This window comes from Celeribacter halophilus (assembly GCF_018860305.1).
In the GTDB taxonomy this organism is placed as follows: domain Bacteria; phylum Pseudomonadota; class Alphaproteobacteria; order Rhodobacterales; family Rhodobacteraceae; genus Celeribacter; species Celeribacter halophilus_A.
The window spans coordinates 78,386-104,442 of the sequence record NZ_JAHKPE010000019.1 but is presented as its reverse complement, the minus strand read 5'-3'; the positions used below and the strand labels follow the sequence as shown (position 1 = coordinate 104,442).

Below are 26,057 nucleotides of genomic sequence, written 5' to 3'. Positions count from 1 at the left end.
GTAAGCGTGAAACGCGCAGCCCCGTGGGGGCGGGGCAGGCGCGTCAAAGATGCGTTGCATCTTTGAATGACCAGCAACCGGCGCATTTCAAAAAGCCCTGCGTATTTCTCTAACAGAGAGCGGGGCAAACGGCTGCACCACAGCATCTTTAAAAGCCCCCCTCACTCCGTATCCCGCCACGCCGCCATCTGCGCTTCCTCGCTCAGGCCCGCTTTGCGTGCGGCCAGCAACGCATCGACTTTGCGTTCGGTGATCGCCAGTTCCGCGATCTTCATTTGGGCATAGGTGCCAAGCACATGATTGATCCGCGCCTGATAACCCTGCCCCTGCGCCCGAAAGAATTTCGCCACGCTCTCGTCAAGGCGCAGCGTCACCTTTACCTTCTTCTCCCGCACGTCGATGTCCTGCTCCAGCGTCGCCCATGCTTCCGGCACGATCTGTGACACGTCCCAGTCATAGGTGTCGAGCCGCCCCAGTTCTGTCGCGTGGCGTTGCAACCGCTCGCGGGCAAGCCGCTGGGTCTTGGTCAGTCGCGGCGGGCGGGAGCTCTGGTGCGCGGGCTGTCTAGGCGGGATACGGGTCATGGCCTCTCCGTCATGGCAATCTCGGGTATGAGGCCACCCTGCCATCGGGCAGTTAACATCACCTGAGAGCGCCGCACGCGGGGGTCCGACAGAAGTCCGACGTAAAACCGACGATTTTCCGACCCTCTGAAAATACTTCTATCTTTCTGCACGGAATCATGCGATAAGCCTTCTTGCGACGTTACCTCTATCGACCCTTCTGTTCTCCTTCATCGGCTACAGTCTTCGATCGACCACTGACTAGCCGGGTCCCTGCAATAGTGTGAGGGGCATAAAATTAGGAGATACACGATGGCTAATGGCACCGTGAAATGGTTCAACTCAACTAAAGGCTTCGGCTTCATTCAGCCTGAAGGCGGCAGCAAAGACGTGTTCGTTCACATCTCCGCTGTTGAGCGTTCCGGCCTCACCGGCCTTGCTGATGGCGCGAAAGTTACTTTCGACATCGAAGCTGGTCGCGACGGTCGTGAGTCCGCAGTGAACCTCGAGCTGGTCTAAACCGCTCTTCGGCCTCAAGGTCGAGCCATGATAGAGAAAACGCCCACGATTTCGTGGGCGTTTTTGTTTGTTCTCAAAGCATTAAATGCAGTTTTTAGAAATCAGCGCTTCTTCACAAATTCGGTCAAAATCACGATCCGCTGGCCTTCAACACGACCTTCGATGTGATTTTCATTGTCCTGCACGAGCGAAATACCCCGCACAGCCGTGCCGCGTTTTGCAGTAAAGCCTCCGCCTTTGACCGGCAGATCCTTGATCAGCACCACCGTATCGCCAGAACTCAGAACCGCCCCGAGACTGTCGCGATGGATCACGTCGGGACCGGCCGCCTTGGCCCATTCTTCGACTTCCGGCTCCAGATACAACATATCAAGCGCATCTGCCGCCCAGCCTTCTTCGCGGAAACGGTTGAGCAACCGCCACGAGACGACCTTGACCGCATCATTTTCCGACCACATGGAGGTGGTCAGCGCCTCCCAATGACCTTCGGGCACGGCTTCGCCCTTGAGACCGCTCGCACAGGTCCCGCACAGGCTGACCACATCGGTGCGCGGCTGCACCGCCACCTCGGTCAAATCCCCTTCGGCCCCACATATTTCACATTGCGCCATATCGTCCTCCTGACTGTTATCCGAAAGGCTTTAAGGCCCAGTCCCCGCAGGGACAAGCGACAAACCGCCGCTGCGATTTCGCGTCAGAAAACTGTCGTAGAAAATCCTCTTTAATCTCACGGTGGAACACCGCATAGTTGGACCGTGTTCAAGACGGGGGGGAACCGTCTGAGGGAAAGGCCGACTGTGCGGAATGTTATGAAATTGGCCACTGCGCTCGCGATCTGTAGTTCCGCGGCGCATGCCTTTGAAGCCCGGCTCGAAACCACAGCCGACGACGATCTGGCCAAGCGGTTGCGGGCGGCGTCAGCCGTGATTGAAGCGGCGGATACGGAGGTCACGGCCCCCGAAGGGATCATCGCGGCGGTGCAATCCGATTACCGCACGCTGATCGGGACACTCTACCGCGAAGGCTATTACGGGCCGCGCATTTCCATTCGGGTGGATGGCCGTGAAGGCGCATCCATGTCCCTGATTTCCCTCCCCTCCCAAGTCCAGTCCGTGGTGATCGAAGTCACCCCCGGCCCGCGCTTTGTCTTTGGCGAGACCACAGTTGCGCCGCTGGTCAGTGGCACCGAACTGCCAGAGGATTTCAAACGCGGCGAGGTTGCGCATTCCTATCTCGTCGGCGATGCGACAGAGGCGGCCATCGAAAGCTGGCGCGAGGCATCTCACGCAAAAGCTGTGCGCAAGGACCAGAGCATCATCGCGGATCACCCTGAGAAAACTCTGGATGTCGACGTCGAGATTGATCCCGGTCCGGCGGTGAAATTCGGCAAGCTGCAATTCGCCGGAAAGACCACCGTGCGCGAAGGCCGCCTGTCACGGATCGCCAACCTGCCCACCGGTTCCTCCTATCATCCGGACAAGCTTGATCTTGTGACCAATCGCTTACAGAAAACCGGCACCTTCCGCTCAATCACTCTGCGTGAGGCCGAAGAGTTGAACGCCGATGGCACCCTCGACATCACCGCCACGCTGATTGATGACAAGCCGCGCCGGCTTGGTTTCGGTGCGGAACTGTCCTCGCTCGAAGGCGGCACGCTGAGCGCCTACTGGATGCACCGCAACATCACCGACAATGCCGACAGGCTGCGGTTTGACGCCGAGATTTCCGGCATCGGCGGCACCAACGAGATCGACGCCACCTTGTCCGCAAGCTACCGCCGCCCCGCCACGGTGACGCGCAAGACTACGCTGGTGCTGGCCGCAGAACTCGAACATCTGAACGAGCCGGATTACACCTCCGACATCGGGGAATTCACCTTCGGGTTCGATGTGGAAACCTCTCCCAATTCGACCTTTTACGCCGGTCTCGGCTATCGCTATTCGCAGGTCGAGGATGATCTCGGCTCACGCGATTTCTCCTATATCATCCTGCCCATCGAAGGGTCGCGGGACACGCGGGACAATTCACTGAACCCGACCAGAGGCACCTATTTCGAAGCCGACATCACCCCGTTTCTCAGCCTGAACGAAGCCGCCAGTGGCGTCCGCATTTTCGCCGACGGGCGGAGCTATATTTCCTTTGGCGGTGATGACCGGTTTACCCTTGCCGGACGGGTGCAACTGGGCTCGATTTCGGGCGCGGATTACACCGATGTCTCCACCGATATGCTGTTTTTCTCCGGCGGCGGCGGCACTGTGCGCGGGCAGCCCTATCAGTCCCTGGGCGTTGATCTGGGCAGCGGTGACGAGATCGGCGGGTCCAGTTTTCTGGGCCTCTCCGGCGAATTGCGCGCCAAAGTGAAGGGCAACATTTCCGCCGTCGGGTTCTACGATCTCGGCGGGATCGGCACCACCGCCCTGCCCGGCGAAGATGCGGAATGGCACGCAGGCGCCGGTCTTGGCCTGCGCTACAACACAGGCTTCGGCCCGATCCGTCTCGACCTCGCCGGCCCCGTCTCCGGCGACACGGGCGACGGGCTGCAAATCTATATCGGAATCGGGCAGGCCTTTTGATGAAACGCGTTCTTCCACTCACCGCCGGTCTTTTGCTGCCTGTCGCGTTGATCGCTCAGGACACGGAAAACACCGACCGCGACCGCTCCATGATCGTCGGGTTTCTCGAAGACAACCTCTCCGGCGCAGGCCGCGACATCCGCATTGAAGGCTTCAAGGGCCTGCTCTCCTCCACCGCCACGATGGAGGAACTGACCATCGCCGACGAGACCGGCGTCTGGTTCACCCTGCGCAATGCCGAACTGGACTGGAGCCGCACCGCGCTTCTGGCCGGTCGGGTCGAGGTCACACGGATTGCCGCCGAAGAAATCCTATTCGAGCGTCTGCCGGAGACCACCGACGAGGGCATCGACGTGCCCGATCCGGAGGCCACGCCCTTTGCCCTGCCAGACCTGCCTGTTTCCATCGACATCGGCGCGATCGAGGCCGAACGCGTCCGTCTGGGCGCACCGGTTTTGAAACTTGGCGAGGCGGTTGAACTCTCCCTCACCGGCTCCGCCAAACTGGCCGACGGCTCCGGTGAAACCAATCTTCAGATCGAACGGATCGACTCCAAAGAGGGGCAATTCTCCGTTGTGGTCTCTTATGACAACGACTCCGACGTACTGGATCTCGACATCTCGCTGAACGAGGGCGCAGGCGGGCTGATCTCGACGCTGGGCAACCTGCCCGGCTCTCCGCCACTGTCCCTGACCGCCCAAGGCGCAGGGCCGCTTGACGATTTCACCGCCGACATTGCGCTGGCAACCCATGGCGAAGACCGCCTGACGGGCCAGATCGCGCTCAGAGCCGATCCTGACTCGCCCGCCGACACAGCCGCCCCGCGCCGGTTCTCTGCCGATCTCTCCGGTGATCTCACACCGCTCTTCAGCGCAGACTATGCGCAATTCTTCGGCCCCTCCTCCACGCTCACCGCAGCAGGCGTGTCCTATCCCGAGGGCGGCTTTGAACTCGACCGCTTCGCCCTGTCCACCCGCACCCTGTCGCTGGTCGGCTCCACCACTATCGGCGCGGATGGCTGGCCCAGTGCCTTTTCCGTCTCCGGCACGCTGGAAAGCCCCGACGACCGCCCTGTTCTTTTGCCCTTCGGCGAGAGCCGCTCCATGGTGCAACAGGCCGATATTGTCGCCAAATACGATGTAACACGCGGGCAAAGCTGGTCCGCGAATATCGATGTCAGCGACTACACACAGGACGGGCTGGCCATTGCCTCAGCCCGCATCGGTGCACAAGGGACGATCACCCAGCAAAGCACAGCCACAAGCACCGCACTGGGCGCGATCAAGGCCCGTTTCGGCCTGACGGTTCAGGGGCTTGCCTCTGATGATCCGGCCCTGCAGGCGGCCATTGGCGATGCTCCTGCGCTCACCGGTGAAGTCTACTGGCGCGAGGGCGAACCCTTTCTCATCCAGAGCCTTGAGGCCCGCACCGACGCGACCCGCGCCAGCGCTTCCGGCCAGATCAACGGCTTTGACACGGGATTTGAGTTCATCGGCACGCTCGGCCTCGACACGCCCGACCTGAGCCGTTTTGCCGCCTTGTCCGGTCTTGATCTGGCAGGGGCCACAAGCGCCACGGCCAAGGGTAGCATTTCGCCCCTGAACGGCACGTTCGACATTGAGGCCGAGGCCACAGGCACCGATCTGCGCACCGGCATTGAACAGCTCGACGCGCTCACCGGCGGCAGCAGCGACATCCGTCTCTCCGCCAAGCGCGACGAAACCGGCATGACCCTGCGCCCGAGCACGCTCAAGACCGCGGCTCTGGACGTCAGCGCCAACGGTGCGCTCAAGACAGACACGGGGGCGCTCAACCTGACCGCCCGCCTTGATGATGTCTCCCGCCTCGGCGTCGCCCTAAGCGGGCCTTTGACACTGGAGGCCGAGACGGCGCACAGCGGGGCAGACAGCCCTTGGAACACCCGCGCTGTGATGAACGGTCCGGGCGGCTCGACCGCCACGCTGTCCGGCACGCTGGCGCAAGACATGGCGCAGGCCCATCTCGACCTGACTGGCTCCGCGCCTCTGGGCCTGTCCAACCGGCTGACCAGCGCCGCTCTCACGCAGGGCACCTCCACATTCAACCTCGGGATCAACGGCCCTCTGGCGCTCTCCTCAGTTAGCGGGCAAGTGCAGGTCAGTCCCGGCGGGCGCATCGTGATCTCCTCGGCAGGGCTGGCGCTCACGGTCAATCGCGCTGTGGCCACGCTCAACGGCGAGCAGGCGCAACTGGACTTTGATGCCTCTGCCGACACGGGCGGTTCGATTACGGCCTCCGGTCAGGTCGGTCTGAGCGGCGCCCTGCCCGTTGATCTCACCGTGGGTCTCAACACGCTCGGCCTCAGCGATCCGCAGCTTTATGAAACCTCGATTGACGGGGACCTGAGCATCGCAGGTTCGCTCACCGGTGCGGCCAATATCTCCGGCGCTTTGACCCTTGGAGAGACCAATATCACCATCGCCTCTGCAGGGCTTGGCAGCGGCGGCGACATTCCCGACATCCTCCATCGCGGGGCCGCCTCCGGCGTGACCCAGACCCGTGATCGCGCCGGTCTCATTCAAACTGACAGCGGCGGCGGGTCTTCTGCGGTCTACGGGCTGGATGTGACGGTGGCCGCGCCGAACCAGATCTATGTGCGCGGGCGGGGCTTGGATGCCGAACTCGGCGGTCGCATCCGCGTGCGCGGCACCACGGCGGATGTGATCCCTGTCGGGCAATTCTCCTTGATCCGCGGGCGGTTGTCGCTTTTGGGCAAGCGTATTACGATGGAAGAAGGCTCCATCACCTTGCAAGGGGAACTCGACCCGATCCTCTATCTTGTGGCCGAAACAGAGACCGATACGCTCACTGTGCAACTGATCACCGAAGGTCCGCTCAGCGCGCCGGAACTGACCCTGTCCTCCTCGCCGGAGCTCCCCGATGACGAGATCCTCGCGCAGCTTCTCTTCGGCAAGGACCTCAGCGAGATGTCCGCGCTTCAAGCCGCGCAAATGGCAGATGCCGTGGCCACGCTCGCCGGTGGCGGCAGCGGGCTTGTCGGCTCGATCCGTGACAGTTTCGGGCTGGATGATCTGGACCTGCAAACCACCGAAGAAGGAGCAAGCTCCCTCAAAGTCGGCAAGTATATCTCGGATTCGCTCTACACCGATGTCTCCATCGACAATGAAGGCAAATCCGAGATCAATCTGAATTTCGACGCCACGGACAACATCACCCTCAAAGGCTCCGCCTCCTCGGACGGGGATACGGGCGTCGGGGTGTTCTTCGAACGGGACTACTAACGCAGGTTACAGGCATTCAGCATGGCGGCACAAACGCTGCCCGCGCCGCTTCGGCTTTGGCGTGATGTGCGCAATCGGGGTGGTGGTCATTGACCAGCCCCATCGCCTGCATAAAGGCATAACAGGTGGTCGGGCCGACGAATTTCCAGCCCCGCTTTTTCAAATCCTTCGACAGGCGTTTCGAGGTTTCGGTCATCGCGGGCACGCCTTCGATATGCCGCGCCTCCTCGCGCCCTTCATAGGTCCAGAAAAACTGCGCAAGACTGCCGAATTCCTGTTCCATCTCCCGCGCACGGGCCGCGTTGTTGATGGTTGCGGCGATCTTGCCACGATGGCGCACGATGCCCTTGTCTTGCAACAGGCGCTCTATGTCCGCCTGACCGAACAGGGCCACCGCGTGAAAATCGAAGCCCTTGAACGCCGCACGGAAATTTTCGCGCTTTTGCAGGATGGTCCACCACGACAGGCCGGACTGGAAGCCTTCGAGACAGATTTTCTCGAACAAACGGCGGTCATCCGCGACCGGATAGCCCCATTCCTCGTCATGGTATCGGATATATTCCGGATCGCGCGCGCACCACGCACAGCGGTTTAGCCCGTCCTCTGCAGTGAAAAGATGATCCATCGAGACCTCCAGAGACAGGCGCCCACAAAGATTGCGGGTCGCGCCGTGTAACGTGTGAACGCAAAAATCCGTCACACGCGCCGCAAGTTTCGGGCGCGGGCAATCGGGTGTTAGTCGCGGGTGGCTTTGGCCTTCGGACGTAAGCGGATCACCACATCGACAGAGGCAATCTCCGTCCCCTCAGGGGCGGCAGGCAGGCGCTCGATCTTCAGCTCGCTGGAGGGCGCATCGGTCAGCTCCCCTGCGCCTTCCCAGAAGAAATGCGGGTGCTCGTCCATATTGGTGTCGAAATAGCTGCGCGAGCCATCGACCGTCACCTCTTGCATCAAACCGGCGTCGCAGAAGGCTTTCAACGTGTTGTAAACCGTGGCCAGCGACACCTTTTCTCCGGCCTCGCGCGCGGCCTCGAACAGGCTCTCGGCGGTCACATGCCGGTCTTGTCCGTCCCCGACCAGAAGCTTGGCAAGCGCAACCCGCTGACGTGTCGGGCGCACGCCGCCCTCGGCCAGCCAAGCCTCTCCACGGCGAATTTCGATGTCTGCAATCTGGGTCATGTGCGTTCATTTTCCTGGCTACAGAGCATAATATAGGGGGGGAAGCAGGGGAAATTCAATCGTAAATCCCTGACAAGCCGGTTCAAACCCCTTATATTGCGGGAAGAACTGCATGATTTCTTCTCCTGCCTTGCGCCTTGCACGCGCTGTGTGCCGGGTGATAGAGGGAGTGCGACCTAAAAGTTAGATGGGAAGCAGGGCGTTACCACATGACCGAATATCCGACGAGCTTCACGAAAGAAGACCTTTTGAAATGTGCCGCAGGCGAGTTGTTCGGTGAGGGCAATGCACAGCTTCCGGCACCACCGATGCTGATGATGGACCGCATCACCGAGATTTCCGGCGACGGCGGGGCACATGGCAAAGGCCATGTGATCGCTGAATTCGACATCACACCCGACCTGTGGTTCTTTGAATGCCACTTCCCCGGCAACCCGATCATGCCCGGCTGTCTGGGTCTTGACGGCTTGTGGCAGCTCACCGGCTTCAACCTCGGCTGGCGCGGCTGGAAAGGCCGCGGCTATGCACTTGGCGTTGGCGAAGTGAAACTGACCGGCATGGTCCGCCCCGATCGCAAAATGCTCACCTACAAGATCGATTTCACCAAAGCGATCCAGACCCGCCGCCTGACCATGGGCGTCGCGGACGGGATCGTCGAAGCCGACGGTGAAGTCATCTATCAGGTCAAAGATATGAAAGTTGCGTTGTCGGAGAATTAAGAAACGACGACATTACCAGATGAAGAGCGGCGGGGTGAAAACCTCGCCGTTTTTGTTTGAAATGATGCTGAAAGTTAGTTTTAATCAATTTACATTTGTGAGGCCACAGAGATGAACTTTATAATACTTATCTTAAAAATTATAATCGGCATAGTATTCGGCATCAGCGCAGCTGTAGCGTTGTCTCCTGCTTTTGCCGCATTTACATCGGATCAAGACAATATCGCTCAAGCAATTATGCTCGCCTTGATCCCGATAGTCGCATTACTTTGCCTTTTCGCGCCAACCGTTCGAAGGGCATTTGGACGCGGCTTCCTTGTCCTAGGCGCTTCTGTCTTCGCGCTTCCAATTTCTACATTCTTACTCTCAGGACGAGCCGCGAATGAAGTGATAGGAACTGCGGATCAAGGATCTGAAGCACTCGCTGCAGTCGGAGCCGGGATGGCAGGAGTTGCGATTACGGGAGTTGCAACATTCATCGGATTGATTATTGGCTCTATTCTAATAATTATTGGCCTCGTGCTTAGCCTTGGCGGGCGACGTGAAGTTATTGTCGTGTCTGGCAACGAATAGATCAGCACAAAGCCGAAAAAGGATTAGGTCCAATATGATACTTGGCAACCTTATATCAAAATCCATTATACTCGCGGCATTTAGCTTTTACGCGTATTCAGCACAGGCCGACCCTATTCCACTTTCTGATTACCTCGAAACAATGGACCTAACAGAAGTCAGCTTTTCAGGTCGAATTAAATATGACAGCAGTGAAGACAGTTTCACATTTTATGACGAGAATCGTGAACCATTTGGCGTAACCATTGATGCAGGACGCGCCGCACGTGAGCAGATCGAGACTAAATGCGACTACCCTAGCTTCTTTGTTTCATATGATGACCTCTGCTCTATCTCGGGAAGCGGCACAGTCGAGATTAGGGGATCACGAATTTACCTAAGCATAGAAGCCGTCAAAACACTCACTAAGTAAACCGCTTCGGGGCACGCATAAAATGGCCCCCTTGCACGCCCCTCCCCCCCTGCCTTACAACAAACCCAAGCAATAGAAGGAGCACGCAATGCGTCGCGTCGTCGTCACAGGTTTGGGGATCGTCTCCTCCATCGGCAATAATGCCGAAGAAGTTCTTGCCTCTCTGAAGGCAGGTAAATCCGGCATCACCGCCAATGAAGACATGAAAGAATACGGTTTCCGCTCGCAGGTTGCAGGGGCCGTGGACATTGACATCAAGTCCCATGTCGACAAACGCGCGCTGCGGTTCATGGGACCGGGGGCTGCCTATGCCTATATTGCCATGGGTCAGGCGATTGCCGATTCCGGTCTCGAAGAGAGTGACGTGGTGAACCCGCGCACCGGTCTGATTGCCGGTTCGGGCGGTCCGTCCACCTCCGCCATGCTGACCGCGCATCAATCCGTGCTCAAGACCATGTCCACCAAGCGCGTCGGGCCGTTTGCCGTGCCGAAATGTATGGCCTCCACGATTTCCGCCAATCTGGCCACCGCGTATCAGATCAAGGGGATCAACTACTCGATCACCTCGGCCTGTTCGACCTCGCTGCATTGTATCGGGTCTGCCTCCGAGCAGATCATGATGGGCAAACAGGACGTGATGTTCGCAGGTGGTGGCGAGGAACTGGACTGGACCCTGTCCTGTCTGTTCGACGCAATGGGTGCGATGTCGTCGAAATTCAACGACACACCGGACAAGGCGTCGCGTGCCTTTGACGCAAACCGCGATGGTTTCGTGATCTCCGGCGGCGGGGCAATTCTGGTGCTCGAAGAACTCGAACATGCCAAGGCGCGTGGCGCCAAGATTTATGCCGAAGTGACCGGCTTTGCCGCCACCTCCGACGGGGCCGACATGGTTGCGCCCTCCGGTGAAGGCGGGGAGCGGGCGATGCGTCTGGCGCTTCAGTCGCTCGAAGAAGGCCGCAAGGTCGGCTATATCAACGCCCACGGCACCTCCACACCTGTGGGTGATGTCGGCGAGGTCGAAGCCGTGCGCCGCGTCTTCGGTGAAGGCAACACGCCGGTGATTTCCTCCACCAAATCCATGACCGGCCACTCCCAAGGGGCCACCGGTGCGCAAGAGGCGGTCTACTGCCTTCTCGCGCTCGAAAACGACTTCATCATCCCGTCGATCAACGTCGAAACCCTCGACCCCGCGATCCACGAAGGCGAAGTCGCAACCAAACTGGTGGAAAATGCGGGCCTCGATACGGTCATGACCAATTCCTTCGGCTTTGGCGGCACCAACGGTTCGATGCTTTTGTCGAAATATCACGGATAAAAAACATGGCAGATCTTCTCAAAGGCAAACGCGGCCTCGTTATGGGCGTCGCCAATGAACGCTCGATCGCTTGGGGCATCGCGAAAGCCTGTGCCGCCGAGGGTGCGGAACTGGCATTCACCTATCAGGGCGAGGCCTTCGGCAAGCGGCTGCAACCGCTGGCGGAAAGCGTCGGATCGGACACGATGGTGGATGTGGACGTGACCAACCCTGCCCAGATGGACGAGGCTTTTGCCGCGCTCAAAGCCAAGTGGGGCAAGCTCGATTTCGTCGTGCACGCCATCGCCTATTCCGACAAGGCCGAGTTAACGGGGCGTTTCCGCGACACCTCGGTGGAGAACTTCAAGAACTCGCTGCACATCTCGTGTTACAGCTTCATCGACGTGGCCAATCGCGCCTCCGAACTGATGACCGAGGGCGGCACCTTGCTGACGCTGACCTTTGAAGGTTCGAACAAGGTTGTGCCGAATTACAATGTCATGGGCGTGGCGAAAGCGGCGCTGGAATCTTCCGTGCGCTATCTGGCAAATGATCTGGGCCCCGAAGGCATCCGCGTGAACGCGATCTCTCCCGGCCCGATGAAAACGCTTGCGGGATCAGCCATTGGCGGCGCGCGCCGGACCTACAAACATGCCGAACAAAACGCCCCGCTGCAATCCAACGCCACGCTGGAGGCGGTCGGAGCCACGGCGGTCTATCTGGCGTCGGATGGCGGCAAATTCACCACGGGCGAGATCATCCGCGTCGATGGCGGCTATCACATCATGGGGATGCCGCGGATCGAGAACATCTGATTCATCCGAAGTGAGGTCGCTCACGCGGCTCCGAGATCAAAGCCCTGCCCTCACCGGCGGGGCTTTCGCGTATTTAGAACTGACACTTTGGCGCCAGTCTTCAGGCCATCGCCTCGCACGTCCAGCCGCTACGACGCGCCACCCGGTCCGCAGCCGTCACAGTCCTCGCAAGCCCGTGCGCGTTTCTTCATCGTATGGAAATGTTTGTCCCAGCTTTCAGCATCCCCGAATTCGAGGAAATGCTGATATTTTTCGTGGCGGTCCGGCATGACCCGCGCGTGTTTGATCGGGCACCAGTAATATTCCGTGCGCCCCGCCACCTCGCGCACATAGGACAGCAACCCGTTACAATAACCGCAATAGAGACAGTTCAGTTTCTGCATGAAGTTGAGATAGGTGAGCTTGTGCCGGTCCACCGCGATGTAGCCTTTGCGGTCGACCTTCGGGATGCCATAGACCGGAAAGCATATCCGCTGATAGATCGTCACGAAGATGTCCAGCAAGACGAAGGGGATGATCAGGCTATAAATCACCGGCGCGGTGACAATTTCCCAAGGGCGCGCCCGACGCAGAAACACCGACCAGCGCACCCGCAGCCTGCGTCCGCGTTTGCGCGCCTCTTCCTCGAAAACCACTCGTCCGTTGGAAAACCGGTATTGGAAGCGTTTGCGCGCCTCCAGTCCCTCTTTTTCGAGCTGCCCCTGCAATTCCCGCAAGCTTTCGCGAAGCTTTTCCACCGTGCTGTTCATTGAGAGGCCTCCAGCCATTTTTCCTTAACAGTAGAGCCCACAATGGTGCGGGCAAGACAGATCAGGAGCGGCGCGTCTTTTTTGTTCCATTTGTTGCCCGTTTTGTTGTCCATTTTGTTGCTCACCCGGAAACATTTTGTTGCTCCCCGCCAAGATGCGCCGCAGGCGCCGCCCGCGCCACATTCATGCCATATTTAAGTCCCATCAAAGTCCAGAATGCAACTTCAAGGCTGTGAACCAACGCTCTTATGACCTTACTTTTGCTCGCCATTGCTCTGGGTGTCATGGCCCTGCCCCTTGTGACAAGCCCTGCCCCCTCGCAAGGCCGTATTCACGCAAGCGGGTTCAACGGGACGAGCGTGGTCATCGGCTTCATGGTGACAATCGCGGTCGTCGCGGTCACATCGCCGCTGTTCGGTTTCGGCTTTGTTCTGGCGGTGCTCTTGCACGAGTTGGGCGCAGCCCTCGCCATTCGCCTCATCGGGCATGATGTCGCCCGCGTGCGGCTTGTGCCCCTGCCCTTCATGGCGCCGCCCCGCTCGGATCGTCCCTTTGATCATGCGCTCGAAGAAAGTTTCGTGGCACTTTACGGCCCCGCACTCGCAATCCCGCCCGTAGTCATCGCCTTTGGTCTGGCGCATGTTCTGGCCCCTGTCGCACCGCGGCTGGCCAATTTTCTACACATCACGGCGGTCATGCTGGGCACCTTCAACTTTGTCATGCTGCTCCCGTTTCTGCCCTTCGGCGGCGGACGTGTCATCCGCGGGATCTCAGACGCATTCTGGCCGCAACTCGGCACGTTTCTGACCCTGTTCATGACGGCGGCCTTTGCCTCGGCGGCGCTGCGTGACCAGTCTCTTGCTATGGCCATCCTTGCCGCTGCGGGGCTTCAAAGCCTCCTGCACCGCCGCCGTCCGGATCAGGACCGGCTTACGCACAATCAGGCGCTTCTGGTCATGGCGTGTTATGCCTTTGTACTGACCGTGCATTTCACCGCAGGCTTCCGGCTTTTGGCCGAACTGGTCTGAGCCAGCCCCTTTTCTCTCCGGCGCGGACATGACAATCTGCGCGTGAGAGGAAACACCATGGTTCAGCATTTCACCACGACCGACGGGATCAGGCTCGCCTATGACGTTCAAGGCGAAGGCCCGCCTCTGCTCTGTCTGGCCGGCCTCACGCGGAACATGGATGATTTCGAACCCGTGCTCGAATTTGCAGACCGAGCGCAGATCATCCGCCTCGACAGTCGCGGGCGTGGTGCATCGGACTATGACCCCGATTTCATGAATTACACGATCCCGCAGGAGGGTGCCGATGCGTTGGCGTTGCTCGACCATCTCGGTATCAACAAGGCGGCCATTCTGGGCACCTCGCGCGGCGGGTTGATTGCGATGGCGCTGGCCCTGATCGCGAAAGAGCGGCTCTCGGGTGTGCTGTTGAATGACATCGGGCCGGAGATGGACCCCGAAGGCCTGTCGCATATCATGGATTACCTTGGCCGCCCCTCCGCCTACCGCAGCTTTGATGATGCCGTCGACAAACTGCCCAAGGCTCTGGGCACCCAGTTCCCCAATGTCAGCCCCGCGCAATGGCGCGTCTATGCGCGCCGGATCTGGACCGAGGGTGAACGCCGCCTGCAACTGCGCTACGACCCGAAACTGCGCGACGCCATTGAAGCACAGAGTGTCACTGGAGATTTGCCCGACCTCTGGCCCCTGTTCGACGCGCTCGACGGCCTGCCTCTGGCGCTTTTGCGGGGCGAGAATTCCAACCTTCTGACCCGCGCCTGCATGGAAGAGATGCAAAGACGCCGTCCCGACATGATCTCGGCCGAGGTCATGGATCGCGGTCATGTGCCCTTTCTCGACGAGCCGGAAAGCCACGCCGTCATCGCCAAATTCATCGAGGCCATCTCATGAGACTAGACCTGCCCAACATCACCCTCAACGTCGAGGACAGCGGCCCGAAAGAGGCGCCTGCGGTGGTCTTCGCCCATGCTTTGGGGACCAACCTGCATCTCTGGGACGCGGTCCTGCCGCATCTGCCGGAGGGGCTTCGGCTCATCCGGTATGACCTGCGCGGACATGGCGGTTCGGACGCCCCCGAAGGCCCCTATGCCATGGGCACTCTGGTGCGCGACGCCGAACAGCTTCTCGACGCGCTGGACGTCACAGACGCGGTCTTTGTCGGCATCTCCATCGGCGGGTTGATCGCGCAGGGGCTGGCGGTCAAACGCCTTGACCAGATACGCGCGCTGGTGCTGTCCAACACAGCGGCCAAGATCGGCGTGCGCAGCGTCTGGGACAAACGCATCGCGGACATCCGTGAAAAGGGTCTGGAGTCCATCGTTGCCCCCACGCTGGAACGCTGGTTCGCACCGGCCTTTCGCAAGACCGAAGAGGCGCAACGCTGGGGCCGCGCCATAACCGAGACGCCGCTCGAAGGCTATCTGGGTTGCGCGGCAGCGGTTGCGGGCACGGATTTCTACACACCGACCTCCGGCCTGCGCCTGTCCTGTCTGGGCATTGCGGGCGGGTATGACGGTTCCACCCCGCCCGATCTGGTGCGCGAAACTCTGGGCGTCATTCCCGGTTCAAGGTTTGAACTGATGCGCCGCTCCGGTCACCTCCCGCCGGTTGATGCGCCAGAAGACTATGCCGCGCTGTTGAGTGATTTCCTGATCGAAATTGCCCATGACAAACGCGATCCCGATCCGCGTGATCCGGCACCGAATTTAACCGGTCACACACATTCCCATTCCCACAACCATGACCATGACCATGACCATGATGGAGGCTGCTGTGGCTGATCCTGCCTTTCTTCTGGTCCACGGCTCTGCCCACGGGGCATGGTGCTGGCGTGATCTTCTGACCGCCCTGCATGCACGTGGCCTCAAGGCCCGCGCGCTTGACCTCCCCTCTCACGGAGAGAGCCTGACGGATTACACCGAAGTCACGCTGGACCGCTACCGCAACGCCATTCTGGCCGATATTGCCAAACACGGCGGCCCTGTCGTGTTGGTGGGCCATTCCGCAGGCGGCTTTGCCATCGCAGCCGCGGCAGAGAAAGCCCCCGAGAAGATCGCCGCGCTCGTCTATCTCTGCGCCTATGTGCCTCAAGACGGCATGAGCCTTGCCGATATGCGCAGAACGGCAGAGGAGCAACCGATCCTCAAGCTGATCGAACGCACCGACGATGGCCGCGCCTTCCGGTTCAATGCCGCAGGTATGGAGGCACTGTTCCACGACTGTCCGGCGGAGGCTGCAGACTATGCAAAGACCCGTCTCGGCGCGCAGGCCATCAAACCGCAAGACACGCCGCTGCACATCACCGATGCCTCCCGCAGCCTGCCACGGCACTATGTGATCTGTGAAAACGACCGTGTGATCCCGCCCGAAGAGCAACGCAAGATGGTCGCGGACTGGCCCGAGGACTGCGTCCACAGTCTGCCATCCGGCCATTCCCCCTATTTCTCGATGCCGGAGCGCCTTGCCGATGTGTTGCAACCACTTGTGCGCCCGAAACAGCAGGATGGATGATGGACAGACCCGTGACATGAGGTCACAAAGGCGAGGCTCTTCATTCCGGATCACGCCATGTCCCGACGCCTGCCCATCCTCTTTATCACCATCACGGTTCTGATCGACGGAATCGGGATCGGGCTTATCTTTCCGGTCATGCCCTCGCTCATCCGCGAATTGACGGGCCGAGCATTGGCCGATGCCGCCCTCTGGGGCGGGGTTCTGGCGACCGGATTTGCCGTGATGCAATTCCTCTTCGGCCCGCTCGTCGGCAACCTCTCCGACCGTTTCGGGCGCAAGCCGGTCCTGCTGACCGCGCTTGGCGTGATGATGCTCGACTATCTGGTGATGGCACTGGCCCCGACCATCTGGCTCCTGCTCCTCGGGCGGCTCGTCGCGGGGATCACCGCCGCAACACCCGGAACTGCAGCGGCCTTCATGGCCGACATCTCCGCCCCCGAAGACCGCGCGCGCAATTTCGGCTATGTCCATGCCGCTTTCGGCGTGGGCTTTGCCCTCGGGCCGATGGTCGGCGGATTTCTGGCAGGGGTCGACACCCGCGCCCCGTTTTTCGCCGCAGCCGCCATGGCCGGTGCCAATATGCTCTTTGGCCTCATTGTCATGCCCGAAAGCCTTGCGCCGGAAAACCGCCGCAGCTTCCAATGGCGGCGGGCCAATCCCTTCGGCGCTTTCCGTGCCATTGGCGAGCTCAAGGGCCTTGCCGGCCTGCTCACCGTCTTTGGCCTCTATGAGCTGGCCTATTTCGTCTACCCCGCGATCTGGGCCTTTTTCACCGAGGAACGTTTCGGCTTTGACACGGCCACCATCGGGATGACTCTGTTCACCTTCGGCGTCAGCATGGGGCTGGCGCAGGCGCTTCTGGTCGGACCTCTGGTCAACCGCTTCGGCCCCTACCGTGTGGCGATGGCGGGAATCTTTCTGGACAGCGTGGTGTTTCTCACCCTCGGGCTGACCTCCTTGGTGCCACTGGTCTGGATCATGAGCATCCTGTCGGGCATTTCCGCCATTTCCATTCCGGCGCTGCAAGGCATGATGAGCCGCGCCACGCCGGACAACCAGCAGGGTGAACTACAGGGCGTGACCAGTTCCATCGCCGCGCTGGCCACCATCTTCAGCCCGCTCCTGATGACCGAAACCTTCGCCATATTCTCACGCCCCGGCACGGCACATTACCTGCCCGGCGCACCGTTTCTTCTGTCTCTGGCGATTGTCATGATCGGCGGCGTGATCCTGTGGCGCTGGCGTCAATTGCACCGAATTTGATCTGGGCCCATAAAAATTCGGGAGAATCTGTTATACTGCAAAGCCTGAAGTCTTTCGCCACGGGTGCGCGGCAGTGGCCTTGGCCGCTGTTCGCACAACCGTGACTCATGTGAAAAGGAGGAAAGCTTATGACACGTCATATCGCTGACACATCCCACCGCAACGCCGGTTCCAGCCGTTTGGTCCATTACATCGCCCAAGAACGCGCCGCTGGCCGCTCTCGGGTCTGGACCCAGATGGACCGCGCCCGCAAAGGCCCCAAAGACGCCTCGCGCGTCAAGCAGTTCCTGCGGATTGACCGCGGCCTGACCGCCTGAATATCTGCCTGAAATCCGGCATCCAACTGGCCCGCTGCCCTCGCGGGCCAGTTTGCAAGCGAAACAGCTTTGCAAAGTTTTCCACAAAATTCGCAATTGCAAAGATTGATTCAAAAATCTGTGCGCAAAATGTATATCGGGGTTGCCTTTGTCGCCTAGGGTGGAATTAGGGCTGGAAGCCCCCGCCGGATCGGGCATAGATGCAAGCAACGGGCGTTTGGGAGGAAACGGTCGGACATACATGTGACATCTCTTCCCGAATTGCGCCTCACGCATATTTTCTAGCCGGAGAGTTCCCTCGTGACCATTGCACGCCGTCCTGTTCCCGCCTTCCTGCAATCCAAAATCATGTCCGCCGAGGATGCCGCCGCCCTTGTCCATAACGGGGCGACTGTCGGCATGAGCGGCTTTACCGGTTCGGGCTATCCGAAAGCCGTGCCGCTGGCACTGGCCGCCCTAATCGAAGACCGCCACGCCAAAGGCGAAGATTTCCGCATCAAGATCTGGTCCGGCGCATCGACCGGCCCCGAGCTTGACGGCGCTTTGGCAAAGGCCAACGGCATCGACTTCCGCCTGCCCTACAACTCCGATCCCATTGCCCGCGAAAAGATCAACGCAGGCGAGATGAACTATTTCGACATGCACCTGAGTCAGGTCGCGCCGATGGCGTGGCAAGGGTTTCTGGGCAAGCTCGACACCGCCGTGATCGAAATCTCCGGCATCACGCCGGACGGCGATCTGATCCCTTCCTCCTCTGTTGGCAACAACAAGACATGGCTGGAATGTGCGGACAAGGTCATCCTCGAACTGAACTCCTGGCAAAGCGAACATCTCAACGGGATGCACGACATCTATTATGGCACGGCCCTACCGCCGAACCGAGTGGCGATCCCGCTCGACAAGGCGGACGACCGCATCGGCCAGCCGCATTTCAAAGTGGACCCGTCCAAGATTGTCGCCATTGTCGAGACCGAGACACCGGACCGCAACGCGCCTTTCGCCAAACCGGACAAGACCGCGCTCGACATTGCGGGACACCTGCTCGAATTCCTGTCCCATGAATTGAAAATGGGCCGGATGCCGAAAGAGCTTCTGCCGCTGCAATCCGGTGTGGGCAACGTGACCAACGCCGTGCTGGCAGGGCTGCTGGACAGCCCATTTGAAAACATGACCGCTTTCACAGAAGTCATTCAGGACGGCATGCTCGACATGCTGGATGCGGGCAAGCTGCGCATGGCGTCGGCCACGGCCTTCTCGCTCTCGCCGGAAGCAGCCGAGAAATTCAACGCCGAGGCGCATCGCTACCGTGACAAGCTGATCCTGCGCCCGCAAGAAATCTCCAACCATCCGGAACTGGTGCGCCGTCTGGGCTGTGTGGCGATGAACGGGCTGATCGAAGCGGACATCTACGGCAATGTGAACTCCACTCACGTCATGGGCTCGCGCATCATGAACGGCATCGGCGGCTCCGGCGACTTTGCCCGCAACGCCTCTGTGTCGATCTTCATGACCCCGTCGACCGCCAAAGGTGGCGCGATCTCCGCGATTGTTCCGATGGCAAGCCATGTGGACCACATCAATCAGGACGTTCAGGTCATTGTCACCGAACAGGGCCTTGCCGACCTGCGCGGACTGGATCCGAAAAAAAAGGCCGAACAGATCATCGAAAAATGCGCCCATCCGGCGTATCGCGACATGCTGCGCGATTACTACGAACGCGCCAAGAAAAGCTCCTTCGGCGGCCACGCCCCGCACGATCTGCGCGAGGCCTTGAGTTGGCACCAGCGGTTTATCGATACCGGCTCGATGAAATAACGTCATCAAAGGCCCTCCCCGCGAGGGCCTTTTTCTTGCCTTCGACGCGGTTTGTGACAGGCTATCCGCTGACACCCGCCAGAGTTTCGATCAGAGTTCCCACCATGACGCCAGACCAGATGACAGAACTTGCCCGCAGCCTCGCCACCGGACTGGACGCGGCCGACGACCTGCACCACGCCATTCTGGCGGGTGTGACGGAGGGCACGCTCTCGGATCGAGAGGCGGATGCGCTGTTCCCCAAGGTCCGCGCCGAGGCAAGCACAGCCCTCGCCGCGCGGCTTGACCAGTTGGACGCAGGCTTCCTTACCGCCGTGATCCGCCATGCCGCAGGCCATGCCCCCGTCCCGACAGCGGCCACAATCCAGTCGCACCTGCGCCGGACCGCTGTGGCCCCCGTCATGACGCCAGACCCACAAGACACGCCCGCCACCGCCCTGCCCTCCGACCGTGCGGGCATGCCCGCTTTTTCAGACCCCGCATTTGATCCGTGGTTTGCAGCACTGCGCACAGGCGATGACATGCTCTATGGCTACGGGCTTTATGGCGAAAAGCGGCGCGTGTATCAGGCCGACCAGTATCGCGATGCTTCTGGGCCGGAGCCACGCGCACGCCATCTCGGCATCGACATTTTCGCCCCCGCAGGCACGCCCGTCACCGCGCCCCTATCAGGCCGCGTGCATCGGGTGGCATACAATGCCGATCCGCTGGACTACGGTCATACGGTGATTTTGAAACATCAAACCGAGGACGGCACGCCGTTCTGGACGCTCTATGGACATCTCGGACAACCTCTTGTCGTTGAAGGCGCATCCGTTGACGCGGGTCAGAGCATTGCGCCTCTGGGCGACTGGCATGAAAACGGCGGCTGGGCTCCGCATCTGCATTTCCAGATCATCACCAGCCTGCTGGCGCAAACCGGCGGCAATTTCTTCGGCGTCGGGCATGACAGTCTCTGGCCGGTCTGGGCCGAGATTTCTCCCGACCCGAACCTGATCCTGCGCCTGCCCGAAACCGTCTTTACGCTTTAAGCCGAGGCCATCTCTGGCGTCAGTTCCACAGGGATGTCTCCCGTGCCGAAAGCCTGCATCTGGTCTTCGGCCCAATAGCGGATGTCTTGCAGCTTGACCATCTTGCGATTGGAGATCATCCGCCCGCGGCGCTCCTCTTTCGGCAGATCAAGCGCGAACTGGATCGCCCCGTCCATCGACTTGTGCGAGAAGGGATTGGTCGGCACGGCGGCGGCTACTTCCACCGCAGCCCCTGCAAATTCGGACAGGACCAGAACCCCGTCCTCATCGGTGCGCGCGGCGCAGTATTCCTTGCACACAAGGTTCATCCCGTCGGCCAGAGGCGTGATCCACGCCACATCCGCCGCACGGTAATAGGCCACGAGATCCTCGAACGGCACAGGGCGGGAAATCAGTGCAATGGGTTGCCATTCAAACGAACCATAGCGCCCGTTGATCTTGCCCGCGAGATGTTCAAGGTCGCGCTGGATTTCCTCATAGGCAGTCATGCCCGAGTTGGCCGCCACAGAGACATGCATCAACCGCACCTTGCCGCGCAGGTCCGGACGGGTTTCCAGCAGGCGTTCATAGCTCTCAAGCTGTTCGATCCCGCCTTTCGTGTAATCCGTGCGCCCGACAGAGAGGATCAACTGGGCGCCGCCAATCTCCTCCTTGATTTCATTGACCTTCGCGGCGGTTCTATCGCTTTCTGCCACGGTCTCGATATACTCCACATCCACGCCGACGGGGCTGGCCTGAAGCCGGACCACGCGATCCTCGAACCCGATCTCGGTGACCACGGACTGCTCCGACAGGGCCGAAGACTCCGAAGCCAGTTCAGGTTTGACCTTCTCGCGTTTGAGCGTTTCGACCTCCAGCAGCGAGCGTGCCGCAGAGACGAAATTGTTCACATAGCGCGGGATGTGGAGCCCCACGACATCGCAGGCCAGAAGGCTTTCCAGAATCTCCTTACGCCAAGGCAGCACGTTGAAAATATCCGCACTCGGAAATGGCGTGTGGTGGAAAAAGCTGATCTTCACATCTGGCCGCAAGGTGCGCAGGTAGCCCGGCACCAGCCACAGGTTGTAGTCATGTATCCAGACCACAGCCCCCTCGGCGGCTTCTGCGGCGGCGGCCTCGGCAAAGGCCCAGTTCACCTCACGGAAGGTCGGCCAGTCGACAGGGTCGTAATTGTAGCGCTCCTTGAACCCGTGCAGGATCGGCCAGAACGCCTCTTTCGACGAAACATGGTAAAAACTTGTCACCTGTTCCGGCGTCAAAGGCAGACGCGAGACGGTATATTTGCCGTAATGGTCATCAATCTCGATGACCTGCTCGAAGTCGGGGTTGGCCGGATCATCGGCATGTTTCCATGCGATCCACGCGCCTTTGTCGACACGGCCAAAGAAGCTCTTGAGCGTGGGCACGATCCCGTTCGGGCTTTTGTTTTCGCGATATTCGATTTTGCCATCCACCTCGACCTCTTCGTAAGGCTGGCGGTGGTAGACGATCACAAGATTGGACGACATATCAGACTCCTTTCGGGGCGTCATGAAGGTCAAGCGCATGGATGGCCTCAAGGATGCCGGAGGCACCGGCACTGCAGGCGTGGTAAACGCTCTCGTGGCCATGCAAACGCTGTGTAAGGGCGGTTTCCGAATTGCCGACGGCGACCGCGTTGAGGCCGGAGACCAGCATCGACAGATCGTTCATCGTGTCACCCGCGCACAACACGCGGGCCTCGGGAATGCCCAGATGGGAAATGAGCCGCTTGATCGACGGGCCTTTGGAGATCCCCTTGGGCAGCACGTCGAAATAGCGGTTGTCGGAAATGAGCCAGTCCAGCCCGAGTTCTTCGACCAGACGCTCGGCGGCGGCGTCATAGGTCTCAGGCTTCAGGTCGTAGCTCACGCGGTAGCGAAAGGCGGTGGGCTGGAGCGTCAGGCCGGAAACACCTTCCAGCGTGGCGCGGACGAGATCGCCGCGATCACTCCAGCAGGCGGCAATATCCGCCTCAAGCTCGGGGATCGGCTCCACATGGCCATCGTCGCGGACATGGGCAATCGTGGTGCCCACATCGCCGACGACATATTCGGGCCAAGGCAGCCCCTCTTCGCGGCACATCTCCATGATGAATTCCGGATCGCGTCCGGTCACAAAGATAAGCCCGACAGTGTCGCGATTGGCTTCGATCCAGTCGTAAAGCACCCTGCGCGCCTCTTGCGAGCCGCCAAGAAACGTCCCGTCCAGATCGGTCGCAAGGGTAAAGCGGCGCGCGGCAATGGCCGGACGCGGTGTAACATAAACAGTCATAGGTCAGTCAGCTCCGAATTGCAGAGGCATGTCAGGGATGGGATGGGTGAGCGCCAGATCAAGCGCATTGGGTTCCGCCTCGATCGGGCGGGCCCAGAGCGCGGAAAAGGCCTCTTGCAGATCGGCCCCCTTGTGCAGCACCGCATTCACGGTTTCACAAATCGGCATGGGCACATGGATGCGATGCGCCAGATCGGTGACAGAGACCGCATTGACCTCGCCCTCGACGACCACAGGACGTCCCTCGAAACAGGAGGGGCGCGGGATGCCTTGGCCGAGTTGATAGCCCAGAAACATATTGCGCGAGGTGATCGAGCTACAGGTCAGCGTCAAATCACCCGCCCCCGAAAGACCCGTCACGGTTTCGCGCGAACCGCCCAAGGCTTGCGCAAGCTGCTTCATCTCGTCGGTGCCGCGCGTGATCAGCGCCGCGCGGGTGTTCTCGGCAAAGCCCGCGCCCGACATCATGCCGCATGCGATAGCGATGACATTCTTGACCGCGCCGCCCACTTCGACGCCCACCAGATCGTCCGAGACATAGGGCCGGAACCCGCCGCCCGAAAGCGACATGGCCAGCCGCGCCGCCGGACTTTTCGCCGGATTCAGACGGTCAACATAGGAAAAAGGAAAGGCCACGGTCGCTGCGGTCGGGTGATCCAGCGCGGTTTCGCGCGCAAATGTCGGACCGGAGACCGCCCCGACCGGATGACCGGGAAGCTCTTCGCCAACAACTTCGGACAAAAGATAGCCCGTGCGTCGCTCGACCCCTTTGCAGGCCAGCGCGATCGGGATGCCTTTCGGGATATGCGGTGCGATTGCCTGACACATCGGGCGTAGCGTCGATGACGGGGTCACCATCAAAACGGCCTCTGCGCCGTCAAGCGCCTCCGACAGATCAGCCGTGGCTGTCAGACCGTTTGGAAGATCGACCTCTGACAGATAGTCCGCATTCTGTCGGGTTTCATTGATCCGTTTCGCCAGATCAGGACGACGCGCCCAGAGGCGCACCTCCCGACCATTGCGCGCAAGAACGGAAGCGAGTGCAGTCCCCCAGCTTCCGGCGCCAAGAACGGCGACGCGGGCATAGGGCTGCGACGGGGTGTGGGATATAGAATCCTTGATGGGGAGCTCCTTTTGGGTGCTCTTTCTCAGATATGTTCTCTTCAGGTTCCGCGCGCCCCACCCGCCTCGTATTTCGAGGCCGCGCGACAAGGGGCTAAAGACATACAACTCGTGTCAGCGCCATGCGGGTCGGTCATGCATATGTAGCTCAACGCGGAGCCAGACCGAACGGGTCCGTCGCGTGGACCCTGCCAGAAAGGTAGCAGGTCGGGCCAAAACTTCAACCCGACTTCGCTGCAATGCGGCGAAAGCCCTTGATATAACGGCAAAGTTTTATCGCATCTGCCTAAATACTACGCACATATCCGGATGTTGGATCTGGCCATAGACGGCCCAACCGCTAACTGGCGCGCCCTCAGCACAAAAAACGCGCACCGTTTTACCGGCGCGCGTTTCAGATTCCACAGGATCAAATCAAAGGATCAAAGATTACCCTTCGACATTTCAGAAGCGAGGAAATCCGCCTGACGGATCGCCAAAGCCACGATGGTCAGCGTCGGGTTTTCCGCCGCGCCCGAGGTGAATTGCGACCCATCCGAGATGAACAGGTTGGCAATATCGTGGGTCTGCCCGTGCTTGTTGACCACACCATCACGCGGGTTCTCGGACATCCGGTTGGTGCCAAGGTTATGCGTCGACGGATAGGGCGGCGTCGGCAAAACCCGCGTTGCGCCAACCGCATCATAGATCGCCATCCCTTGTTTGTAGGCATGATCACGCATGGCGATGTCATTGGGGTGATTATCGTAATGCACATTGGCCACCGGCAGGCCGAACTGGTCGGTCACGTCGTGATTCAATGTGATACGGTTGGTCTCCTGCGGCATGTCCTCGCCCACGATCCACATGCCGGCCATGTTCTCGTAGCTGTCCAGCGCCGTGGTAAACTCGCGCCCCCAGCCGCCCGGATCAAGGAAGGCCGCCATGAACGGCAAGCCAAGGCTCAGGGTTTCCAGCTCATAGCCGCCGACAAAACCGCGCTCGGGGTCATGGCGCGCCTCGTCCTGAACGATCCCCGCCATCGTTGTGCCACGCCACATCCGCACAGGCTTGTCGAACACACCATAGACCGAGCCTGTCAAATGGCGCATATAGTTGCGCCCGACCTGACCCGAGGAGTTCGCAAGCCCGTCAGGGAACATGCTTGAGGCCGAATTCAGCAGAAGACGCGGGCTTTCAATCGAGTTGCCCGCCACGCAGACCACGCGGGCCTTCTGAAGCTGCAAAGCGCCATCTGCATCATAATATTCGACGCCGGTGACCTTGCCCTCGTCATCGTGCAGGATACGCGCCACATGGGCATGAACGCGCACTTCGAGATTGCCGGTCGCTTCGCCTTCCGGAATGTCGGTATAGGCCGACGACCACTTCGCACCCCATTTACAGCCCTGAAAGCAAAAGCCGGTCTGTTGGCACATGACCCGGTCACCATCCTCATGCGACATGATCGCCATGCGTCCGGTGTGAACCTCTTCATAACCAAGCGCCTTGGCACCGGCTTCCAGAACCTTGTAGTTGTTGTTGCCCGGCAGACCCGGCCAGCCGTTGGTCCGTGTCACGCCCAGTTTCTTTTCGGCCTTGTCATACCAGGGCGCCATCTCCGCCCCGTCAATCGGCCAATCCAGAAGGTTCGCCCCCTGAACCTCTCCGTAATTCGTCGCGGGCTTCCACTCATGCTCCTGAAACCGCAGCGAAGCTCCCGCCCAGTGTGTTGTCGTGCCCCCGACGGCCTTGACGATCCATGCGGGCAAACCGCTGAAATCATCCGCCACGCGCCAGTCGCCCGATGTGGTGCGCGGGTCGGTCCATGCCAACTGTCCGAAGCTCTCCCATTCATCATTGATGAAGTCTTCCGGCATATAGCGCCCGCCAGCTTCCAGTGCGACGACGCTGATACCCTTCTGGGCCAGTTCATTCGCCAGCACACCACCACCGGCGCCCGTTCCGATAATGACGACCACGCTGTCGTCGTTCATGTCAAAAGGTGCAGCCATA

At 60.2% G+C, this 26,057-nt stretch carries 25 protein-coding genes; 16 read left to right on the top strand and 9 right to left on the bottom strand.

Annotated elements, in window-relative coordinates; all coding sequences use genetic code 11:
- Positions 1–161: 161 nt before the first annotated feature.
- Complete coding sequence (locus KO492_RS04865; protein ID WP_216043913.1) at positions 162–584, bottom strand: BrnA antitoxin family protein; 423 nt, start codon at positions 582–584, stop codon at positions 162–164.
- A 291-nt stretch (positions 585–875) separates the two neighbouring features.
- On the opposite strand from KO492_RS04865, the gene KO492_RS04860 reads away from it, so the two are divergent.
- Positions 876–1,082, top strand: a complete 207-nt coding sequence (locus KO492_RS04860) for a cold-shock protein (RefSeq protein ID WP_066602754.1) — start codon at positions 876–878, stop codon at positions 1,080–1,082.
- A 101-nt stretch (positions 1,083–1,183) separates the two neighbouring features.
- Here KO492_RS04860 and KO492_RS04855 read toward each other — a convergent pair whose 3' ends face one another.
- Positions 1,184–1,693, bottom strand: coding sequence for a PhnA domain-containing protein (locus KO492_RS04855; protein WP_216043912.1), 510 nt, complete (start codon positions 1,691–1,693; stop codon positions 1,184–1,186).
- A gap of 198 nt (positions 1,694–1,891) precedes the next feature.
- Here KO492_RS04855 and KO492_RS04850 point away from each other — a divergent pair, with 198 nt between their 5' ends.
- Together KO492_RS04850 and KO492_RS04845 are read left to right on the top strand one after the other, a co-directional pair.
- A complete protein-coding gene (locus tag KO492_RS04850; protein ID WP_216043911.1) occupies positions 1,892–3,655 on the top strand; it encodes an autotransporter assembly complex protein TamA in 1,764 nt (587 codons plus the stop codon).
- Positions 3,655–6,936: a translocation/assembly module TamB domain-containing protein gene (locus KO492_RS04845; protein ID WP_216043910.1), complete on the top strand. Its 3,282-nt coding sequence runs from the start codon at positions 3,655–3,657 to the stop codon at positions 6,934–6,936. Before KO492_RS04850 ends, KO492_RS04845 begins: the two co-directional genes overlap by 1 nt.
- Before the next feature lie 16 nt (positions 6,937–6,952).
- Here the strand turns inward: KO492_RS04845 and KO492_RS04840 are convergent, their stop codons facing one another.
- Entirely contained in the window at positions 6,953–7,561 is a 609-nt protein-coding gene (locus KO492_RS04840) for a DNA-3-methyladenine glycosylase I (RefSeq protein ID WP_216043909.1), read from the bottom strand.
- 110 nt (positions 7,562–7,671) lie between these two features.
- Positions 7,672–8,115 (bottom strand): iron response transcriptional regulator IrrA, encoded by a 444-nt coding sequence (irrA, locus tag KO492_RS04835; protein WP_170845850.1) that lies wholly within the window; start codon positions 8,113–8,115, stop codon positions 7,672–7,674.
- Positions 8,116–8,324: 209 nt separating this feature from the next.
- Between irrA and fabA the strand changes: the two genes are divergently transcribed.
- The 5 genes from fabA (at position 8,325) to KO492_RS04810 (ending at position 11,931) form a co-directional block, all read left to right on the top strand.
- Positions 8,325–8,834, top strand: a complete 510-nt coding sequence (gene fabA / locus KO492_RS04830) for a bifunctional 3-hydroxydecanoyl-ACP dehydratase/trans-2-decenoyl-ACP isomerase (RefSeq protein ID WP_216043908.1) — start codon at positions 8,325–8,327, stop codon at positions 8,832–8,834.
- 111 nt (positions 8,835–8,945) lie between these two features.
- Positions 8,946–9,407 (top strand): hypothetical protein, encoded by a 462-nt coding sequence (locus KO492_RS04825; RefSeq protein WP_216043907.1) that lies wholly within the window; start codon positions 8,946–8,948, stop codon positions 9,405–9,407.
- 34 nt (positions 9,408–9,441) lie between these two features.
- Complete coding sequence (locus KO492_RS04820) at positions 9,442–9,819, top strand: hypothetical protein (protein WP_216043906.1); 378 nt, start codon at positions 9,442–9,444, stop codon at positions 9,817–9,819.
- Between the two features lie 88 nt (positions 9,820–9,907).
- Entirely contained in the window at positions 9,908–11,137 is a 1,230-nt protein-coding gene (gene fabB / locus KO492_RS04815) for a beta-ketoacyl-ACP synthase I (RefSeq protein ID WP_216043905.1), read from the top strand.
- A gap of 5 nt (positions 11,138–11,142) precedes the next feature.
- Entirely contained in the window at positions 11,143–11,931 is a 789-nt protein-coding gene (locus KO492_RS04810; protein WP_216043904.1) for an enoyl-ACP reductase FabI, read from the top strand.
- 128 nt (positions 11,932–12,059) lie between these two features.
- On the opposite strand, the gene KO492_RS04805 is transcribed toward KO492_RS04810, so the two are convergent.
- Positions 12,060–12,680 carry a hypothetical protein gene (locus KO492_RS04805; protein WP_216043903.1) on the bottom strand — a complete coding sequence of 207 codons (621 nt, stop codon included), beginning with the start codon at positions 12,678–12,680 and terminating at the stop codon, positions 12,060–12,062.
- A 248-nt stretch (positions 12,681–12,928) separates the two neighbouring features.
- Here KO492_RS04805 and KO492_RS04800 point away from each other — a divergent pair, with 248 nt between their 5' ends.
- The 8 genes from KO492_RS04800 to KO492_RS04765 all read left to right on the top strand — a co-directional run bounded on the left by KO492_RS04800 (position 12,929) and on the right by KO492_RS04765 (position 20,648).
- A complete protein-coding gene (locus KO492_RS04800; protein ID WP_216043902.1) occupies positions 12,929–13,708 on the top strand; it encodes a hypothetical protein in 780 nt (259 codons plus the stop codon).
- Between the two features lie 57 nt (positions 13,709–13,765).
- Positions 13,766–14,599: an alpha/beta fold hydrolase gene (locus KO492_RS04795; protein WP_216043901.1), complete on the top strand. Its 834-nt coding sequence runs from the start codon at positions 13,766–13,768 to the stop codon at positions 14,597–14,599.
- Entirely contained in the window at positions 14,596–15,489 is an 894-nt protein-coding gene (gene pcaD, locus KO492_RS04790) for a 3-oxoadipate enol-lactonase (RefSeq protein WP_216043900.1), read from the top strand. Before KO492_RS04795 ends, pcaD begins: the two co-directional genes overlap by 4 nt.
- The gene (locus tag KO492_RS04785; protein ID WP_252735299.1) at positions 15,461–16,219 is read left to right on the top strand and encodes an alpha/beta fold hydrolase; all 759 of its coding nucleotides are present in this window, start codon (positions 15,461–15,463) and stop codon (positions 16,217–16,219) included. Before pcaD ends, KO492_RS04785 begins: the two co-directional genes overlap by 29 nt.
- Positions 16,220–16,276: 57 nt before the next feature.
- Positions 16,277–17,485, top strand: a complete 1,209-nt coding sequence (locus KO492_RS04780; protein WP_216043899.1) for a TCR/Tet family MFS transporter — start codon at positions 16,277–16,279, stop codon at positions 17,483–17,485.
- A 128-nt stretch (positions 17,486–17,613) separates the two neighbouring features.
- Positions 17,614–17,802, top strand: coding sequence for a hypothetical protein (locus KO492_RS04775; RefSeq protein ID WP_066608823.1), 189 nt, complete (start codon positions 17,614–17,616; stop codon positions 17,800–17,802).
- Positions 17,803–18,102: 300 nt separating this feature from the next.
- The gene (locus KO492_RS04770) at positions 18,103–19,617 is read left to right on the top strand and encodes an acetyl-CoA hydrolase/transferase family protein (RefSeq protein ID WP_303578301.1); all 1,515 of its coding nucleotides are present in this window, start codon (positions 18,103–18,105) and stop codon (positions 19,615–19,617) included.
- Between the two features lie 104 nt (positions 19,618–19,721).
- Positions 19,722–20,648, top strand: coding sequence for a peptidoglycan DD-metalloendopeptidase family protein (locus KO492_RS04765; protein ID WP_216043898.1), 927 nt, complete (start codon positions 19,722–19,724; stop codon positions 20,646–20,648).
- On the opposite strand, the gene ggpS is transcribed toward KO492_RS04765, so the two are convergent.
- The 4 genes from ggpS to KO492_RS04745 all read right to left on the bottom strand — a co-directional run bounded on the left by ggpS (position 20,645) and on the right by KO492_RS04745 (position 26,056).
- Positions 20,645–22,156: a glucosylglycerol-phosphate synthase gene (gene ggpS, locus KO492_RS04760; RefSeq protein ID WP_216043897.1), complete on the bottom strand. Its 1,512-nt coding sequence runs from the start codon at positions 22,154–22,156 to the stop codon at positions 20,645–20,647. The two genes, KO492_RS04765 and ggpS, sit on opposite strands and share 4 nt — an antisense overlap.
- A 1-nt stretch (position 22,157) precedes the next feature.
- Complete coding sequence (locus tag KO492_RS04755; RefSeq protein WP_216043896.1) at positions 22,158–22,940, bottom strand: HAD-IIB family hydrolase; 783 nt, start codon at positions 22,938–22,940, stop codon at positions 22,158–22,160.
- A 3-nt stretch (positions 22,941–22,943) separates the two neighbouring features.
- On the bottom strand, positions 22,944–24,050 hold the full coding sequence (locus KO492_RS04750; RefSeq protein WP_303578303.1) for an NAD(P)H-dependent glycerol-3-phosphate dehydrogenase: 1,107 nt from the start codon (positions 24,048–24,050) through the stop codon (positions 22,944–22,946).
- 434 nt (positions 24,051–24,484) lie between these two features.
- Positions 24,485–26,056 (bottom strand): GMC family oxidoreductase, encoded by a 1,572-nt coding sequence (locus tag KO492_RS04745; protein WP_216043895.1) that lies wholly within the window; start codon positions 26,054–26,056, stop codon positions 24,485–24,487.
- Between the last annotated feature and the right edge of the window lies 1 nt (position 26,057).